Origin of the sequence: Muricauda sp. MAR_2010_75, assembly GCF_000745185.1 — a bacterium.
GTDB lineage: Bacteria > Bacteroidota > Bacteroidia > Flavobacteriales > Flavobacteriaceae > Flagellimonas.
Genome location: NZ_JQNJ01000001.1, coordinates 1,180,384 through 1,195,977 on the forward strand (window position 1 = coordinate 1,180,384; position 15,594 = coordinate 1,195,977).

At 42.6% G+C, this 15,594-nt stretch carries 15 protein-coding genes; 6 read left to right on the top strand and 9 right to left on the bottom strand.

Translation table 11 applies throughout. The features are described 5' to 3' along the window. Positions 1 to 16 precede the first annotated feature (16 nt). From FG28_RS05245 to ileS, 3 genes are read right to left on the bottom strand one after another with little or no spacing between them, the layout of a single operon-like run. Positions 17 to 640: a hypothetical protein gene (locus FG28_RS05245; RefSeq protein WP_036380525.1), complete on the bottom strand. Its 624-nt coding sequence runs from the start codon at positions 638 to 640 to the stop codon at positions 17 to 19. Between the two features lie 28 nt (positions 641 to 668). Then, complete coding sequence (locus FG28_RS05250; RefSeq protein WP_036380527.1) at positions 669 to 1,052, bottom strand: TraR/DksA C4-type zinc finger protein; 384 nt, start codon at positions 1,050 to 1,052, stop codon at positions 669 to 671. Positions 1,053 to 1,056: 4 nt separating this feature from the next. Continuing rightward, a complete protein-coding gene (gene ileS, locus FG28_RS05255) occupies positions 1,057 to 4,458 on the bottom strand; it encodes an isoleucine--tRNA ligase (RefSeq protein ID WP_036380529.1) in 3,402 nt (1,133 codons plus the stop codon). A 183-nt stretch (positions 4,459 to 4,641) separates the two neighbouring features. Here ileS and FG28_RS05260 point away from each other — a divergent pair, with 183 nt between their 5' ends. Continuing rightward, a complete protein-coding gene (locus FG28_RS05260; protein ID WP_036380531.1) occupies positions 4,642 to 4,962 on the top strand; it encodes a hypothetical protein in 321 nt (106 codons plus the stop codon). 149 nt (positions 4,963 to 5,111) lie between these two features. On the opposite strand, the gene FG28_RS05265 is transcribed toward FG28_RS05260, so the two are convergent. The 4 genes from FG28_RS05265 to FG28_RS05280 form a co-directional block, all read right to left on the bottom strand. Continuing rightward, positions 5,112 to 7,532, bottom strand: coding sequence for a TonB-dependent receptor (locus FG28_RS05265; protein WP_036380533.1), 2,421 nt, complete (start codon positions 7,530 to 7,532; stop codon positions 5,112 to 5,114). A 1-nt stretch (position 7,533) separates the two neighbouring features. Continuing rightward, the gene (recO, locus tag FG28_RS05270; RefSeq protein ID WP_036380535.1) at positions 7,534 to 8,253 is read right to left on the bottom strand and encodes a DNA repair protein RecO; all 720 of its coding nucleotides are present in this window, start codon (positions 8,251 to 8,253) and stop codon (positions 7,534 to 7,536) included. 90 nt (positions 8,254 to 8,343) lie between these two features. Beyond that, positions 8,344 to 9,687 carry an NADP-specific glutamate dehydrogenase gene (gene gdhA / locus FG28_RS05275; protein WP_036380537.1) on the bottom strand — a complete coding sequence of 448 codons (1,344 nt, stop codon included), beginning with the start codon at positions 9,685 to 9,687 and terminating at the stop codon, positions 8,344 to 8,346. A gap of 129 nt (positions 9,688 to 9,816) precedes the next feature. Next, the gene (locus FG28_RS05280; protein ID WP_036380539.1) at positions 9,817 to 10,971 is read right to left on the bottom strand and encodes a cystathionine gamma-synthase; all 1,155 of its coding nucleotides are present in this window, start codon (positions 10,969 to 10,971) and stop codon (positions 9,817 to 9,819) included. Between the two features lie 85 nt (positions 10,972 to 11,056). On the opposite strand from FG28_RS05280, the gene FG28_RS05285 reads away from it, so the two are divergent. Further along, positions 11,057 to 11,797 (top strand): DUF3298 and DUF4163 domain-containing protein, encoded by a 741-nt coding sequence (locus FG28_RS05285; RefSeq protein WP_036380541.1) that lies wholly within the window; start codon positions 11,057 to 11,059, stop codon positions 11,795 to 11,797. 18 nt (positions 11,798 to 11,815) lie between these two features. Here FG28_RS05285 and FG28_RS05290 read toward each other — a convergent pair whose 3' ends face one another. Next, positions 11,816 to 12,367 (bottom strand): conjugal transfer protein TraO, encoded by a 552-nt coding sequence (locus FG28_RS05290; protein ID WP_036380544.1) that lies wholly within the window; start codon positions 12,365 to 12,367, stop codon positions 11,816 to 11,818. Between the two features lie 153 nt (positions 12,368 to 12,520). Beyond that, a complete protein-coding gene (locus FG28_RS05295; protein ID WP_036380546.1) occupies positions 12,521 to 12,994 on the bottom strand; it encodes a DinB family protein in 474 nt (157 codons plus the stop codon). Between the two features lie 134 nt (positions 12,995 to 13,128). Between FG28_RS05295 and FG28_RS05300 the strand changes: the two genes are divergently transcribed. From FG28_RS05300 to FG28_RS05315, 4 genes are all read left to right on the top strand, one after another. Next, positions 13,129 to 13,377: an ArsR/SmtB family transcription factor gene (locus FG28_RS05300; protein WP_394297325.1), complete on the top strand. Its 249-nt coding sequence runs from the start codon at positions 13,129 to 13,131 to the stop codon at positions 13,375 to 13,377. 196 nt (positions 13,378 to 13,573) lie between these two features. Then, positions 13,574 to 14,266 (top strand): aspartate/glutamate racemase family protein, encoded by a 693-nt coding sequence (locus FG28_RS05305; RefSeq protein WP_036380549.1) that lies wholly within the window; start codon positions 13,574 to 13,576, stop codon positions 14,264 to 14,266. Positions 14,267 to 14,313: 47 nt separating this feature from the next. Then, positions 14,314 to 14,667, top strand: coding sequence for an arsenate reductase family protein (locus tag FG28_RS05310; RefSeq protein ID WP_036380551.1), 354 nt, complete (start codon positions 14,314 to 14,316; stop codon positions 14,665 to 14,667). Further along, the gene (locus FG28_RS05315; RefSeq protein ID WP_036380553.1) at positions 14,664 to 15,557 is read left to right on the top strand and encodes a DMT family transporter; all 894 of its coding nucleotides are present in this window, start codon (positions 14,664 to 14,666) and stop codon (positions 15,555 to 15,557) included. The genes FG28_RS05310 and FG28_RS05315 overlap by 4 nt, the downstream gene beginning before the upstream one ends. Positions 15,558 to 15,594: the final 37 nt, after the last annotated feature.

Here is a 15,594-nt window from a genome sequence, read left to right on the forward strand (position 1 = left end):
TGCAAAAATAGGTATATTATTTTGTTTTCCTAAGATGGATGTTGCCTTCTACCGTCTTTAAGATATATTGGTTGTGCCCGGTTGGGATTTGGTTGTTTTCCACTTGTCCATAGGCGCTTTCGGCGAGAATACTCCCGTTTTTGGCATTCAACCATATATCGCCCTTTTGGGTAGTGACTTCAACTGTTTCTGATACATTGTCCAACTCACACCGTCCATCGGAGAGCTTTACATTCAAATTCTGATAGCTGCCCTTTACCTGTACATTGCTATTGGTGCCAAAAATGGACACGTTCTTGTATTGTGGCACCGTAATATGTAGTGCTATGGAAACTACTTTATGGGCACTTAGCTTGTCATTGGGGTTGATGAAGTTGGGTTGGAAACCCGCACTGATGCGTACCGTTGTTCCTTTTTCTTCCAAGGAAACCAGCAAATCCTCGGAATATTCTCCCTCAATACTGGCCTCAACCAGAACCTCTTTGGTCTTGGCGGTTTGCACATCAATCTGATAACAGTACCGCGAGTCAATCTGAATGGATTGTGTTCGGGGCCCGATAAAAGCTTTCTTTACCAGTTTTTGCCCCTGTACCTGTACAAGAAATAAAAGCCCAAAGACAGCGAAGAAAAAGGTTTTCATAAACAAAAAACGCCCAAAGGCGTTTTTATCATTTCTGCATGTTCTTCGCCTCAATGCTCAGTGTGGCATGCGGCACAAGCTTCAATCGTTCCTTGTTAATGAGCTTTCCGGTAACACGGCAAATACCGTATGTCTTGTTCTCAATGCGCAAAAGTGCATTCTTAAGATCCCGGATAAATTTCTCCTGTCGGATGGCCAATTGGGTATTGGCTTCCTTGCTCATGGTCTCGGACCCTTCCTCAAAGGCCTTGAACGTGGGCGAAGTATCATCTGTACCATTATTTCCATCGTTCATATAGGCACTCTTTAAAAGTTCCAAATGGCTCTTTGCCTTTTCTATTTTCTCTTCGATCAAGGCCCTGAACTCATCAAGGTCTTTATCCGAATATCTAACTTTTAGTTCTTCTGCCATTTTCTTAATGTTTTTGAATAAACAATTTTGTATTCACGTCATCAAAGGCAATTGCTATACCTTCTTCTAGTTTTTCTTCAAAGTTCAGCTCGGCGGTCAAGGTTTCCGTTTTAATGTAATCCTCGTTACTGGACACCGCATTCTCCACTAGGCCGTCCTTCAATATTTTAATGTCAATCTTATCCGTTACCTCAAATCCTGATTCCTTTCTCAGGTTCTGGATTCGGTTTACCAGTTCTCTTGCTATACCTTCTTTCTTCAAGGTCTCGTCTATGGTCACATCCAAGGCAACGGTCAAAGCGCCTGAACTGGCCACCAACCAACCCTCAATGTCTTGGGAACTGATGTCTACATCGGTTAACTGTAAATTAACGGTTTTATTTTCCAATTGTAGCATTAATTCCCCTTCTCTTTCCATTTTTTGAATGTCCTCTTGGCCCAATTTTGATACCTCCGCTGCAATCGCCTTCATGTCCTTACCAAATCTTGGCCCCAAAACCTTAAAGTTAGGTTTTATTTGTTTTACCAGGATTCCAGATGCATCGTCCAAAAGTTCAATTTCCTTTACATTAACCTCGGATTTCACCAAATTGGAAACAGCTTCAATATCCCTTCGCTGTTCATCATCCAAAATTGGGATCATAATTTTTTGAAGCGGTTGGCGCACTTTTATTTTTTCCTTCTGACGGATGGAAAGCACTAAAGAAGAAATTTTCTGGGCCAATTGCATCTTGCGCTCCAAATCCTTGTTTACCATATTGGCATCAAAAACAGGGAACTCGGCCAAATGTACACTTTCAAAACCTTCTTTTTGGGTCGTTGCGTCCAAATCCCGGTACAATTGATCCATGAAGAAGGGCGCTATTGGTGCGGATAATTTGGCCACAGTAGACAAGCAGGTGTACAGCGTTTGATATGCGGAAATCTTATCCTGTTGGTAATCCCCCTTCCAGAAACGTCTCCTGCTCAAGCGAACGTACCAGTTGCTCAAGTTTTCCTGAACGTAATCGGAAATCATCCGTGCCGCACGGGTAGCTTCGTAATCGCCGTAGGCTTCATCCACGTTTTTGACCAAAGTGTGAAGTTCGGACAATATCCACTGATCTATCTCGGGCCTATCCTTCAGCGCGATATCAGTTTCGGAATAATCAAACTCATCAATATTGGCATAAAGCGCCATAAAGGAGTAGGTGTTGTAGAGCGTCCCGAAGAATTTTCGCTTCACCTCAACAACGCCTTCAATATCAAACTTAAGGTTGTCCCAAGGATTGGCATTAGAAATCATATACCAGCGCGTGGCATCGGGTCCGTGCTCTGGCAAAACCTCGAACGGATCAACGGCATTGCCCAAACGTTTGGACATTTTTTTGCCCTCCTTGTCCAGAACAAGTCCGTTGGAAACCACATTTTTGTAGGCGATACTATCAAAAACCATGGTGGCTATAGCGTGCAGCGTATAAAACCATCCACGGGTCTGATCCACCCCTTCGGCGATAAAGTTGGCTGGAAATGCCACTCCGTCATCAATCAGCTCTTTGTTTTCAAAAGGGTAGTGCCATTGGGCATAGGGCATGGAACCACTATCAAACCAAACATCGATAAGGTCGGCCTCGCGCTTCATGGGTTGACCAGATGGCGATACCAAAGTGATGCCGTCCACTATATTTTTGTGAAGATCAATTTTATCGTAGTTCTCCTCGCTCATATCGCCCACCACAAAATCTTCAAAAACATCCTTCTCCAATACACCTGCCTCAACAGCTTTTGCCATTTCAGACTTCAATTCTTCCACGGAACCGATGATCAATTCTTCCTTGCCATCTTCGGTACGCCAAATAGGCAATGGAATTCCCCAGTATCTTGACCGGGAGAGGTTCCAGTCATTTGCATTGGCCAACCAATTGCCAAAACGACCCTCACCAGTGGATTTTGGTTTCCAGTTGATGGTTTGGTTCAGTTCGAACATGCGATCTTTCACATCGGTGACCTTAATGAACCAAGAATTCAAAGGATAATACAGGATGGGTTTGTCCGTCCGCCAGCAGTTCGGGTAGCTGTGCACGTATTTCTCGACCTTAAAGGCCTTGTTCTCAATTTTTAACTTGATGGCTAGTTCAACATCGACCGATTTTTCGGGGGCTTTACCCTCATCATAATATTCGTTCTTTACATACTTGCCGCCAAATTCCTTCATTTCTGGCCTAAACTTCCCTTGAAGATCTACCAATGGAACAGGATTGTCATTTTCGTCCAAAACCAACATGGGCGGAACTTCTGGGGTGGCCTGTTTTGCCACCAAGGCATCGTCCGCACCAAAGGTGGGTGCAGTATGTACAATTCCCGTACCGTCTTCGGTGGTCACAAAATCCCCAGCAATGACGCGGAATGCATTTTCAGGATTTTGGTAGGGCTGAACATAATCAATCAACTGTTCATACTGAATACCAACCAAGTCCTTGCCCAAAAAAGTTTCACCTACCAAAAATGGAATTTTTTTGTCGCCTTCTTGGAATGATTTCAGTTCTTCCACCGTTTCAACCTTGGTGAATTTTCCTGAGAAATTATAGTTCACCAAATTTTTGGCCACTACCACATTGATCGGTTCAAACGTGTATTGGTTGTATGATTTTACGAGCACATACTCAATCTTTGGTCCTACCGTCAATGCCGTGTTCGATGGAAGCGTCCACGGTGTGGTCGTCCAAGCCAAAAAATAAATGTCCCCATCAACTTTCTTCAAAAATTCTGGAAGCGAACCGGTTTTGGCCTTGAACTGGGCCGTAACCGTGGTATCCGTAACATCTTGATAGGTTCCGGGTTGGTTCAGCTCGTGGGAACTCAATCCAGTCCCCGCTTTTGGCGAATAAGGCTGAATGGTGTACCCCTTGTATATGAGTCCTTTGTTGTAAATCTGTTTCAGCAGCCACCAAACCGATTCCATATACTTGGGCTTGTAGGTGATGTAGGGATCATCCATATCTACCCAGTACCCGACTTTTTCGGTCATTTCGTTCCAAACGTCCGTGTAACGCATTACCGCTTTTTTGCAGGCCGCATTGTATTCCTCAACCGATATTTTTTTCCCGATATCCTCTTTGGTGATGCCCAGTTCTTTTTCCACACCAATTTCCACGGGCAAACCGTGGGTATCCCATCCGGCCTTTCTCTTTACCTGAAATCCTTTCATGGTCTTGTAGCGCGGAAAGATATCCTTGATGGTGCGTGCCATTACGTGGTGAATCCCCGGCATTCCGTTTGCAGATGGTGGGCCTTCATAGAACACGTAGCTCTCCTTGCCCTCCCGTGTGGAAACACTCTTTTCAAAAATCTGTTTGTCTTTCCAAAAGTTCAGAACCTCTTCTGATACCTTGGGCAAGTCCAATCCCTTATATTCTGCAAACTTCATATATATTGCTACTTCTTCTCGAATTCCAAGTTTGCAAAATTATAAATTTAGATGGAATAATACCCCTCCCTTTTGGGTATTAGTATTTCCTTAATAGCCTTAACCTAAATATGATATGTTCCTCATTAGCATTTACATTAATTTCACTACCTTGAATTTTAATAACACTAAACCATTTATAAGATGAGAAAAGTTTTAGTAGCCGTAATGGCCCTTACTTTATCAATGTCCGTTTTAACCTCCTGCAAAGAGGCTGCAGACAAAGCCAAAGATGCTTCTGAAGAAGCCAGCGAAACCCTTGAAGAAGCGGGTGAGGATTTAAAAGATGCCACAAGCGATGCCGTTGATGCCGTAAAAAAGGCAGGTGACGAAGCCATGGAAATGGGTGAACGGGCGGCAGACAGCATTAAAAAGGCGGGTGAAGAGGCCATGGATAAGGCCGAAGAAATGGGTGAAGATGCAAAAGAAATCACCAAAAAGGCCATTGACAGCCTTAAAATGTAACAAAAACAGCACAAAAGTAAGCCGCTCAAAACCTTCCCAATTGTCAGTTCGAGCGCAGTCGAGAACCCAAAAATACCATAAACAGGTTTCGACTTCGCTCAACCTGACAAATTCAAACTTTTCTTGCTTTATAGAGACCCTTTTTGTTTTTAAAAAACGTAGCCCAATCCTAAAATTAAATTGGTTCCAGGAGCCACAATGCCCGAAGAATACATCCGATAGCGTTGGTTGGTCATATTTTCCAAACCAACTGTGGCCTTTAGGGCATTGGAGATTTGATATTGCGACCTAAAATTTAAGGTGTACCAAGAAGGTGCATAAGGGTTGCCATTGGCGTCACTGGCATAGATATAATCCTTGCCTTGCTCCGAAAGGGCCAAATCATCATTACTGACCTCTCCATTGTAGTTGACAAAAACATCTGCTTTCAATTTTTGATTCTGCCAAACCAAATGGGCGTCACCAAAGGTGGGCGCGGCATGGCGAGCCGGACTATCGGTGCCATCATCGTCCTCTTCAATCCCTTCGGTAAGGGTAAGGTTCGATGAAAATGACCAATGCTCATCAAAAAAGGCTTCCATCCCAAATTCAAAACCATACACATAGGCCTTGGCAGCATTTTGAATCGCCTGAACATTGCTTAGCTCTCCGTTGTATTCAATCTCGGTTTCCCCATTAAAGTTGAAATCCCTTCGTACCAAAGCATCCACCAAATAGGTGTAATAGGCGGCTCCTTTAAAAACAAATCTGTCACCAAAATTTTTTCGGATTCCAAGTTCCCCGTTGTAGGCATACTCAGGTTCCAAATCTGGATTGGGAACCACCACAGAGCCCGGTTCGGAGTCGAATATTTTTCCAATGTCATCAATATTGGGTGCTCTAAACCCAGTGGATCCGTTCAATGTTATCTGCAAATCCTCCCTGGGAAACCAACTAAATCCCAAACTTCCGGTAAGGGCTCCGGTTACGATATCGGCCTCATCAAAAGGGAAGGGATAAAAGGTCTTTTCAAATTCGGCATCCACCCAAACTTGGCTATACCGAATTCCGGAAAGCAAGGTGAAATTGGGTTCTATTTGATATTCGCCATTGATATATCCAGCGAAAGTCTGCCAAGTGGCCCCATCAGGATAACGGGATGCAGTACGTTCCACCGCACCGGTTTCAATGTTTCGCACGCTTCCTTTGGAATTTACCTTGTTGAAGACATACTCAGCACCATAATACAAATGCAGTCCTCCCAATTTTTTGTTCTCAAAATCCAAGTTCATGGAAAGGGCATCCACTTCTTCCTTTGTGGAAAACAGCTCCACATCGCCAAAACCACGGTCATACCGACTCTCCTCAAAAAATTGATAGGCCGTAGTAAGTTTTAAGCGGTCGTAAAATTTGCTTTCCCCCTTTTTAGTGACCTGAAAATTCCCCATAAACCACTTTTGGGGGCCATAATACCATTCAGCAGATCGAAGTCCTTGCCCATTACCAGTTGGACGAATCAATCTATCATATCTGGGGTAATCCGAAGTTTCAGAATAGTAGAGCCCCAAGTTATAGTTCCATGTATCATTGGGTCGATACGCAAATTTTTGAAGAAAATTTACCTGATCGTATCCGGTTGAAACCTGTTTTTTCGGGTCATCGTTGGAAACCAACACATCCATGCCATTTTGTTGGATGACATAATTGTTTCTGAGATAGGAATCCGGACCGTGCTCACCCATTTTCAAATCATCAAAATTATTGTAGGTAAAACTGGTGTAGGATGCCCATTTTTGCCGACCAAAATTAAACTCCACATGACTGGTGCTTTCGGTGTTGGCCGAAGCAAATCTATAATCTGCCTTGCCCGAAAACGCCAAGCTATCCGTAAATGAAAAATGGGGTTTTTTCGTGTAGAAGTTCATTACCCCACCGATGGCATCGCTGCCGTAGATTACAGAACCGGGTCCAAAGATAACTTCGGTCTTGTTCACCGTAAAGGGATCAATTGAAATTACATTTTGAAGGTTTCCTCCGCGGAATATGGCATTGTTCATCCGAACGCCATCCACGGACAACAATAACCTATTGGTGGCAAAACCCCGGATCATGGGGCTCCCTCCTCCCAATTGACTTTTTTGGACAAAGACCTTTCCGCTGTTCTGTAGTAGGTCTGCCGAGGTTTGTGGCGCGGTAAAAGAAATACTTCGCGCATCAATGGTTTCTATTTTTTGGGGAACATTCTTTTTTTGTTGCTCCCATTTGGAAACGGACAGAACCACTTCTTCCAATTCTTCAGACCTTAAATAAAGGTAAACTCGGTGATCATTTTTGGCAATCTGTGATTTTGTGGTGGCATAAATCTCATAACTGAGATGTTGAAAGGTAATCCGCTCATTGGGATTGAAAATTCCCAAATCGGTTTTTCCATTATAATCCGTGATTGTGGTTTTGGATTTGTCCCTATTAAAAATGGCCAAGTTGGAAATGGGTATTCCCGAATCGGCATCCAGAACGGTTACTTCTTGTGCATAAAGCGAAATGGAAACCAGTATTAAAAATAAAGTTAGGGTTAAGGCTGGTTTAAACATGTTAGTTAAAAACGGCATTTAATACGGCAAGGGACTTTGGTTCCCTAAATCCGTGCACGTGCAACCGGAAATAGAGAATAACCATTTTTAAGAGTTCCCGCCTGTTAGACTTAGTTAGTTGTATTGCATGTAATGCCTCAAAATTCGTGCCCAAAAAACGTTTAAAATTTTCCAGTATTTCACTTTGAATCAATGGGTTAAGTGATTGTGTTTTAGAAAATCTTCCTTCTTGAAGATCAAAAAAAGGCGAGTTTTTAAAAGAAGTGTCCGGATAGAAGCCCAAATACTTGGTGAGATCCAACAAAAAAAGGAGGTGAAAATTGGGGTTTGCAGGATGCTCATCCAACCAAAGCAATGCATATTCCAAATAATTGAAAAGGCCTTCATCCCGCTCCTCTTCATGAATACTGTTACCCAACATTTCGGCCAAAAAAAGAACGATGCTGTTTTTTACAATATCGGTATGGAGCGACTTGTAGGGCATGGACACCTTTACCTCCCGTATACTTTCTAAAGTACCTTTGTTTTTGTGGTTAGCCACAATTTCCAACTGCATCAACGGGAGAAAATAGCCCGGTTTCAGTTTTCCTTTTTTGGAGCCCATAACCCCTTTCAACAAATAGGTCTTGAGTCCATCCGAAGCCGTAAATGCCCTAACAATAAGACTGGTATCGCCATATTTTAGGGAAGAAAGTACAATGGCCTTGGTGGTTACTTGCATAGGGTTAAAAAAAAGGCAGTTACAGAAAGGAGTAAAAATAAGCACTCCTTCCGGTAACTGCCAACCAAAAACTCTGGTTGATTATAGGAATTAAATCACACCTTGGGCCAACATGGCATCCGCCACCTTTACAAAGCCAGCAATATTGGCTCCTTTTACATAGTTGCAGTAGCCGTCCTCCTCTTTCCCATATTCAATACAGGAATCGTGAATATCGGCCATAATACCTTTAAGCCGCTCATCAACTTCTTTTCGGGTCCAGCTGATACGCAATGAGTTTTGCGACATTTCCAATCCTGAAGTGGCCACACCTCCTGCATTTGAGGCTTTCCCAGGAGCGAATAAAATTTTGGCATCATGGAATGCATGAATGGCTTCCGGGGTTGAAGGCATATTTGCTCCTTCGGCCACGGCAATACATCCGTTTTTGATCAATGTTGCGGCATCATCACCATTCAATTCGTTTTGGGTGGCACAGGGCAATGCAATATCACAAGCCACTTTCCAAGGGGTTTCTCCCTTATGGAATTCGGCTGATGGATATTTATCCACATACTCCGAAATTCTGCCTCTCTTGTTGTTCTTCAAATCCATAACAAAGGCGAGTTTTCCTTCATCAATACCGTCTTTGTCATAAATGAATCCTCCGGAATCGGAAAGCGTCAATACCTTCCCTCCCAAATGCAATACCTTTTCTGCGGCATATTGCGCCACGTTACCCGAACCTGAAATGACCACTTTTTTGTCTTTACAGGTTTCGTTTTTGGTCTTCAGCATGCTATCGGCAAAGTAAACGGTTCCATATCCTGTGGCTTCAGGGCGAATCAAGGAACCGCCCCATGAAAGTCCTTTCCCGGTCAACACTCCAGTGAACTCGTTGCGTATTTTTTTGTACATCCCAAAGAGGAAACCAATTTCACGGGCGCCTACGCCAATATCCCCGGCTGGAATATCGGTGTTTGGGCCAATATGCCTGCACAGTTCGGTCATAAAAGCATGGCAAAAACGCATGATTTCGTCATCCGATTTACCCTTTGGGTCAAAATCGGAACCTCCTTTACCACCACCCATGGGCAGGGTGGTCAAGCTATTTTTAAAAACTTGTTCAAAGGCCAAGAATTTCAATACACTGGCGTTCACTGTGGGATGAAAACGAAGTCCTCCTTTGTAAGGTCCAATGGCCGAGTTCATTTGAACGCGATAACCACGATTAACATGGATTTCACCATCATCATCAATCCATGCCACTCGGAACGAAATCAATCGTTCCGGCTCCACCATGCGCAAAAGGATATTTTTTCCGTAATAAATGTCGTTTTGTGCGATGTAAGGAATTACGGTTTCTGCTACCTCTTGAACCGCTTGGATGAATTCTGGTTCATGGCCGTTTCTAGCAATGACCTCATCCATAAATGCTTTAATTTTCTGTTCCATATAACGGATTGCTATTTTGTTGTTGCTGCAACTTTAATAAGCGGCAGTTTTATTGAATTTATAATTTGATGGCAAAATTATATTATTTACATAATTTGAAGTGGCTTTTTTTAAAAATTTTTCAATCCACTACCCTATGGCCTGTTTCAAATCCGCAATTAAATCGTCTGCGTCCTCAATACCTACGCTTAAACGAATCAAAGCATCCACCACGCCACTTTTTTCTCGTTCTTCTTTAGGAATACTGGCATGGGTCATGCTTGCCGGATGGCCCGCCAAACTCTCCACGCCTCCCAGCGACTCAGCCAAAGTGAAAACCTCCAGTTTTTCCACAATTTTTATGGCTTCTTCATAGCTGCTCCCTTTGGGCACAAAAGATATCATTCCACCAAAACCGCTCATTTGGCTTTTGGCAATGTCATGATTGGGGTGCGACTCAAATCCGGGCCAGTACACTTTTTCAATTTTGGGGTGGTTGGCTAAATAGTGAGCTATGGCTTTCCCGTTTTCACAATGGCGTTGCATACGAACGTGGAGGGTTTTTATGCCGCGAAGCGTTAAAAAACTGTCCATGGGACCACACACCGCACCACTGGCATTTTGAATGAAATAGAGCTTGTCCGCCAGTTCCTTATCCTTCACCACCAAAGCTCCTACCACAAGATCACTGTGACCGCCCAAATATTTGGTGGCTGAGTGCATCACAATATCCGCTCCCAAATCCAATGGTCTTTGTAAATAGGGGGTGGCAAAAGTATTGTCTACGGCCAACAATAAGTTGTGTTTTTTGGCCAGAGCAGAAACCGCCTCAATATCTATAACGTTCATCATTGGATTGGTTGGTGTCTCTACCCATATCAATTTGGTTTTTATGTTGATGTTCGCTTCAATGGAAGCTACATCTTGCATCCCTATAAAATGGAATTTTATGCCAAATTTTTCAAATATCTGTTTGAAAAGCCGATAGCTCCCCCCGTACAAATCGTTGGTGGAAACTACCTCATCACCAGGTTGCAACAATTTTATAACGGCATCAATGGCCGATAAACCACTGGCAAAGGCCAATCCATAAGTTCCATTTTCAATGCTGGCCAAAGCATTCTCCAAAGCGGTCCGGGTGGGGTTGGCACTTCTAGAGTATTCAAATCCCTTATGTCCGCCCGGGGTGGTCTGGGCATAGGTTGAGGTTTGGTAAATGGGTGGCATTACGGCTCCATAAGCTTTGTCTGGATGTTGCCCCCCATGAATGGTCTTGCTGTTAAATCGTAACTTTTTTTTGCTCATTTTCTTATGATCTTCCTACAAATGTATTGCTATCTTTCGGAGTTTTCAATGAAGTCTTATTTTTGGAAACCCAAAAACCTCACTTATGAAAAAGTATTTCCGCCTACTTTTAATCCTCTGGATTCCTATTGGTTGCGAAACCGAACACAAACTTACGTTTGAACCACTGAAATTACAGGGGGAGTCCTGCAAGAATTGTCCTGAAATTACAATAAACATTCCACATGCCTTGGATGAGTCGGGCGTGGCCACTGCCATTAACCGCAGTTTGCGGGAAGAGGTGATCGCGCTTTTATCTTTCAGTGAAAATGAAGACATTGAGAATGTGGATCAGGCCATGGCATCGTTTACCGAAAGTTATAAAGAATTAAAGACCAAATTCCCCGATGAAATAGGCTGGGAGGCCAAAATAAATGGCGAAATCATTTATGAGGATGCCAATATGGTGACCATTGTGGTGAACTCCTATACCTTTACCGGAGGGGCACACGGATATGGCTCCACGAGCTATCTCAATTTTGATAAGGCAAAAGGCACTGAACTGGAAAACTGGCAGCTTTTTGATGATCCTGAAGGTTTTGAAAAATTTGCGGAGACCAAGTTTAGGGTTCAGGAGAAAATTCCCCAAGATAGCAACATCAACGCCACAGGTTTTATGTTCGAGGGTGACTCGTTTCATTTACCCAACAATGTGGGTTATACCCAAGATGGGGTACAATTAATCTACAACCAATATGAGGTGGCTTCTTATGCCGATGGGCCCATCATCTTGACCCTGCCCTATTCCGAAGTAAATCTTTTTTTAAAGCGCAAGGTGAAGTCTTGAATAATTCCACAAAAAACTTCACTTCAAATAATACCGAATACCAACTCCCAACAGTAGCATGGTGTCATTAAGGTCACTGTTAAAATGGTAAAAACCACTTGTTGGGACAAATAATGAAAAAGCATCCGAAAGAAAGAAATCCATTTCAAAAGAGGCAAAACCTCCAAAGATAAAACTGCTCTCAGCTGTTGATGCATCAAACGGAAATTCCGTTTCACCATTGTTGATGTACTTGTACCCAACCGAAGGCCCTCCACCAAAAAAAATGAAGAATCCCCGTTTTGGAGCAGTCAAAATTGTGGTAAAATACCCAAGATTGAATAGGTAGTCGTGGTAGGGAAATTCAACACCGGAATTGGGTTGCTCTTTGGAAAAAGTAGCTGCCAAAGAGGCTTGGAGATAATCTGTTGTGCTGTGATAATGGTTTAAATTGAACTGCATACCATACCCATCAGTCTTGTAGGTGGGCACCACTCCAACGGAATAATTACTTCTTTGGGAATGGATTTGCTGAACGGTAACCAACACTAGGGCGCAGTATACCCAGTAGGTAAAGTAGGTTTTTCTCATTATGGTTAAGATTTGGACCAGACATTACTTCGTATCTGTAATTTTGGGGTACTGCGCAATTGCCATTTATAACGCTAAAGATACAAAATGGAGGAAAACAGACTTATAATTCCCTCATCAAGGGAAGGGCTCTCTTAAAATAAATGCGAATGCCTAACGGTTTTTTTCCAGCGCTTTCTGCAAGCCGCGTATGGCACCTAGATGGATTCCCTCATGGTAAGTGCTAAAAGCAATGGCATCTTTGGCACTGATAAGGGTTACATTGACCGAGGTGGTGAGTTCTTTGTAGTTCTTGACATTTAATCTGCCATGTTGGTAATCCAACTGAATATGCTTAACCGTGCTGAACAGATAGGCAGAAATCTTTTCCACTTCTTGATCTGAAGGTTCCCCATCAGGGAAGGTTCCCTTTCGGTACTTATTGATCAATTCTTCCTCAATGGTATAGTCCAGCCCACTTAAACCGTACACCAATAGCTGGGGGGTAACCACCACGTGGGCAATGTTCCACCAAATATTATTGCTGAATCCTTCTGGAATTCTATACAGCTCTTCTTTTGGGGTATGCTGCAAAGTATCGTGCAGTATTTTCCTGTTTTTAAGGAGAATGTCAAATATCTTTTCCATTTTTAGGTGCAAAAAGCCATCATTATGTTAAAACATATCTATTTTTTTAGATATGTAAATATTTAAATTATATTTGTAATATGAATATTGTAGAAATCAATAAGGTTTTATCCAATAAAACTAGGGTTAATATTTTGAAATGGTTAAAAAACCCGGAATTAAATTTTCCGCCCCATCAGGATATTGATCATTTCAATGATGGTGTTTGTGTAGGTTACATTCAAGATAAGGCCGGCCTATCGCAATCCACTATCTCAACCTATTTAAATTCCATGCAAAATGCCAAATTGGTCATCCCAACCCGACATGGCAAATGGACCTATTATAAAAGAAATGAGAAAGTCATTACCGCCTACATGGAGGCCATACGTAATGAACTGTAATTTTTTTGATGAACATATTGATATTTAGCGAAATATAAATATTATGGAAAACTGTACAATCTGCACACCTCAAAGACAAACAGCCCTAAATCCACTTAGAGTCATGGCCCAGAAAGTGTCTCATTTTTTAGCTTCGATTTCCATAGAGGGAGCTGAAGAAATGTCAAAAATTAAGTAAAATCCAAACAGGCAAAAGATGAAAACAATTGGAATGATCGGTGGTATGAGTTGGGAGTCCTCAAAAGTTTATTATCAGCACCTCAATGAAATGGTGCGGGATCAATTGGGAGGCTCACACTCTGCAAAAACTATTCTCACCTCAGTTGATTTTGATGAAATTGAACGTCTTTCCTTCTCGGACGATTGGGACCAGATTGGGAACCTTATGGCCCTGCAGGCCAAAAAATTGGAAGTTGCGGGTTCTGATGTCGTTCTCCTATGTACCAATACCATCCACCTAGTGAGCAACTTCATTACGGATGCCCTACACATTCCTTTTCTGCACATTGCCCATGCCACTGGACAAGCAATCAAAGAAAAAAGAATGGGAAAAGTGGCCCTTCTGGGGACCAAGTTCACTATGGAAAATGATTTTTACACCAAAATTCTGACTGAGGATTTTGGTCTGGAGGTCATCGTTCCAGATGAAAAAGACAGAGAAAATCTTCACTCCATTATTTACAATCAGTTGGTTAAAGGAATTTTTACAAAAGAATCTAAAGCAATCTGTTTGGAAATTATTAGAAGAATGGAGTTGCAGGGTGCTGAAGGAGCCATATTAGGTTGTACGGAACTTCCGTTGCTCATTCCAGCAGAAGAAGCTTCAATCCACACCTTTGACACTACAAAAATCCATGCCCAAAAGGCAGTTGAATTTGCACTTTCATAACATGAATTGATTCATTTTTGACTTCCTTTGTGCCTTAGAACGTGATTATGAAAAAGATTTACCACTTGGGCAGCTGCTCTACCTGCCAACGCATTTTAAAAGAATTGGAACCTCTGGACGATGTTCAACTACAAGAAATCAAGACCGAATCCATAACTACCAGGCAATTGGAAGAAATGGCCTCCCTTGCCGGAGGGTACGAGCCTTTGTTCAGCAAAAGGGCCATGCTGTACCGTCAAAAAGGATTGCACGAAAAACAACTTTCCGAAAACGATTATAAGAATCTCATTCTTGATCATTACACCTTTTTAAAACGACCCGTTGCCTTGGTGGATGGACAGATTTTTATCGGTAACTCCAAAAAAGTGGTCCAGGCCGCTAAAGAGGCCTTGCACCCATGAGCAAAAGAACACTCGCCATTTTAGCCGCCATTGGGGCCACTATTATCTATGGTCTTAACCATACTATTGCCAAAGGCGCCATGCCTGATTATGTGGGGCCTTTTGCATTTATTATGTTGCGGGTGGGTGGGGCCACCATCTTATTTACCTTGATTTCCTTTTTTGGACCCAAAGAGAAAATTGAGAAAAAGGATTGGGGACGGATACTGGCCTGTTCTTTTCTGGGTATGGTCATAAATATGTTGGCCTTCTTTAAAGGCCTTCAGCTTTCCACGCCCATCAACAGTGCAGTTTTGGTGACCATTACCCCAATTATTGTGGTAATTCTATCCGCTTTATTTCTTAGCGAACGCATTACCTTAAATAAGGGTCTCGGCATCTTCTTAGGATTTGTTGGAGCTTTGGGGCTTATCCTTTTTGGCGCCGAAATACGGCAAGATGCCCCCAACATTCCCTTGGGTAATTTTCTGTTCATTCTTAATGCCACCTGCTATGGCTCTTATCTAATCTTGGTAAAAAAGCTGTTGGAAAAGTACCATCCTTTCAATCTGATGAAATGGTTGTTTGGCCTTGCCTTTATTATAAATTTCCCCATAACCTTGCCAGAGTTTTTGGAAATACAATGGGCAACTATGCCCCTTTGGGTGTATGGTTCCGTGGCTTTTGTGGTTATCGGCACAACCTTTATGACCTATCTGTTCAATGTGTTCGCCCTTAGAGAACTCAAGGCATCCACAGTGGGAGCTTTTATCTATGTGCAGCCGCTTATTGGTATTCTTTTCGCCTTATTTTCGGGTAAGGATCACTTAACTTTGGTCAAAATTTTGGCCACATTACTGGTATTGTTGGGGGTATACCTGGCCGGAAAACGACCCAAGCCAAAAACTTGATCCAGTAATTTTCCCTTAGTCCGTTATTCGTCAACTT

Excerpts from the sequence above, each read along its gene's own strand:
- FG28_RS05260 (WP_036380531.1), top strand. The coding sequence starts at position 4,642 with ATGAGAAAAGTTTTAGTAGCCGTAATGGCCCTTACTTTATCAATGTCC.
- FG28_RS05265 (WP_036380533.1), bottom strand. The coding sequence starts at position 7,532 with ATGTTTAAACCAGCCTTAACCCTAACTTTATTTTTAATACTGGTTTCC.
- FG28_RS05305 (WP_036380549.1), top strand. The coding sequence starts at position 13,574 with ATGAAAACAATTGGAATGATCGGTGGTATGAGTTGGGAGTCCTCAAAA.
- ileS (WP_036380529.1), bottom strand. The coding sequence starts at position 4,458 with ATGAAGTTTGCAGAATATAAGGGATTGGACTTGCCCAAGGTATCAGAA.
- FG28_RS05315 (WP_036380553.1), top strand. The coding sequence starts at position 14,664 with ATGAGCAAAAGAACACTCGCCATTTTAGCCGCCATTGGGGCCACTATT.
- gdhA (WP_036380537.1), bottom strand. The coding sequence starts at position 9,687 with ATGGAACAGAAAATTAAAGCATTTATGGATGAGGTCATTGCTAGAAAC.
- FG28_RS05280 (WP_036380539.1), bottom strand. The coding sequence starts at position 10,971 with ATGAGCAAAAAAAAGTTACGATTTAACAGCAAGACCATTCATGGGGGG.
- recO (WP_036380535.1), bottom strand. The coding sequence starts at position 8,253 with ATGCAAGTAACCACCAAGGCCATTGTACTTTCTTCCCTAAAATATGGC.
- FG28_RS05285 (WP_036380541.1), top strand. The coding sequence starts at position 11,057 with ATGAAAAAGTATTTCCGCCTACTTTTAATCCTCTGGATTCCTATTGGT.
- FG28_RS05310 (WP_036380551.1), top strand. The coding sequence starts at position 14,314 with ATGAAAAAGATTTACCACTTGGGCAGCTGCTCTACCTGCCAACGCATT.
- FG28_RS05245 (WP_036380525.1), bottom strand. The coding sequence starts at position 640 with ATGAAAACCTTTTTCTTCGCTGTCTTTGGGCTTTTATTTCTTGTACAG.
- FG28_RS05290 (WP_036380544.1), bottom strand. The coding sequence starts at position 12,367 with ATGAGAAAAACCTACTTTACCTACTGGGTATACTGCGCCCTAGTGTTG.
- FG28_RS05295 (WP_036380546.1), bottom strand. The coding sequence starts at position 12,994 with ATGGAAAAGATATTTGACATTCTCCTTAAAAACAGGAAAATACTGCAC.
- FG28_RS05250 (WP_036380527.1), bottom strand. The coding sequence starts at position 1,052 with ATGGCAGAAGAACTAAAAGTTAGATATTCGGATAAAGACCTTGATGAG.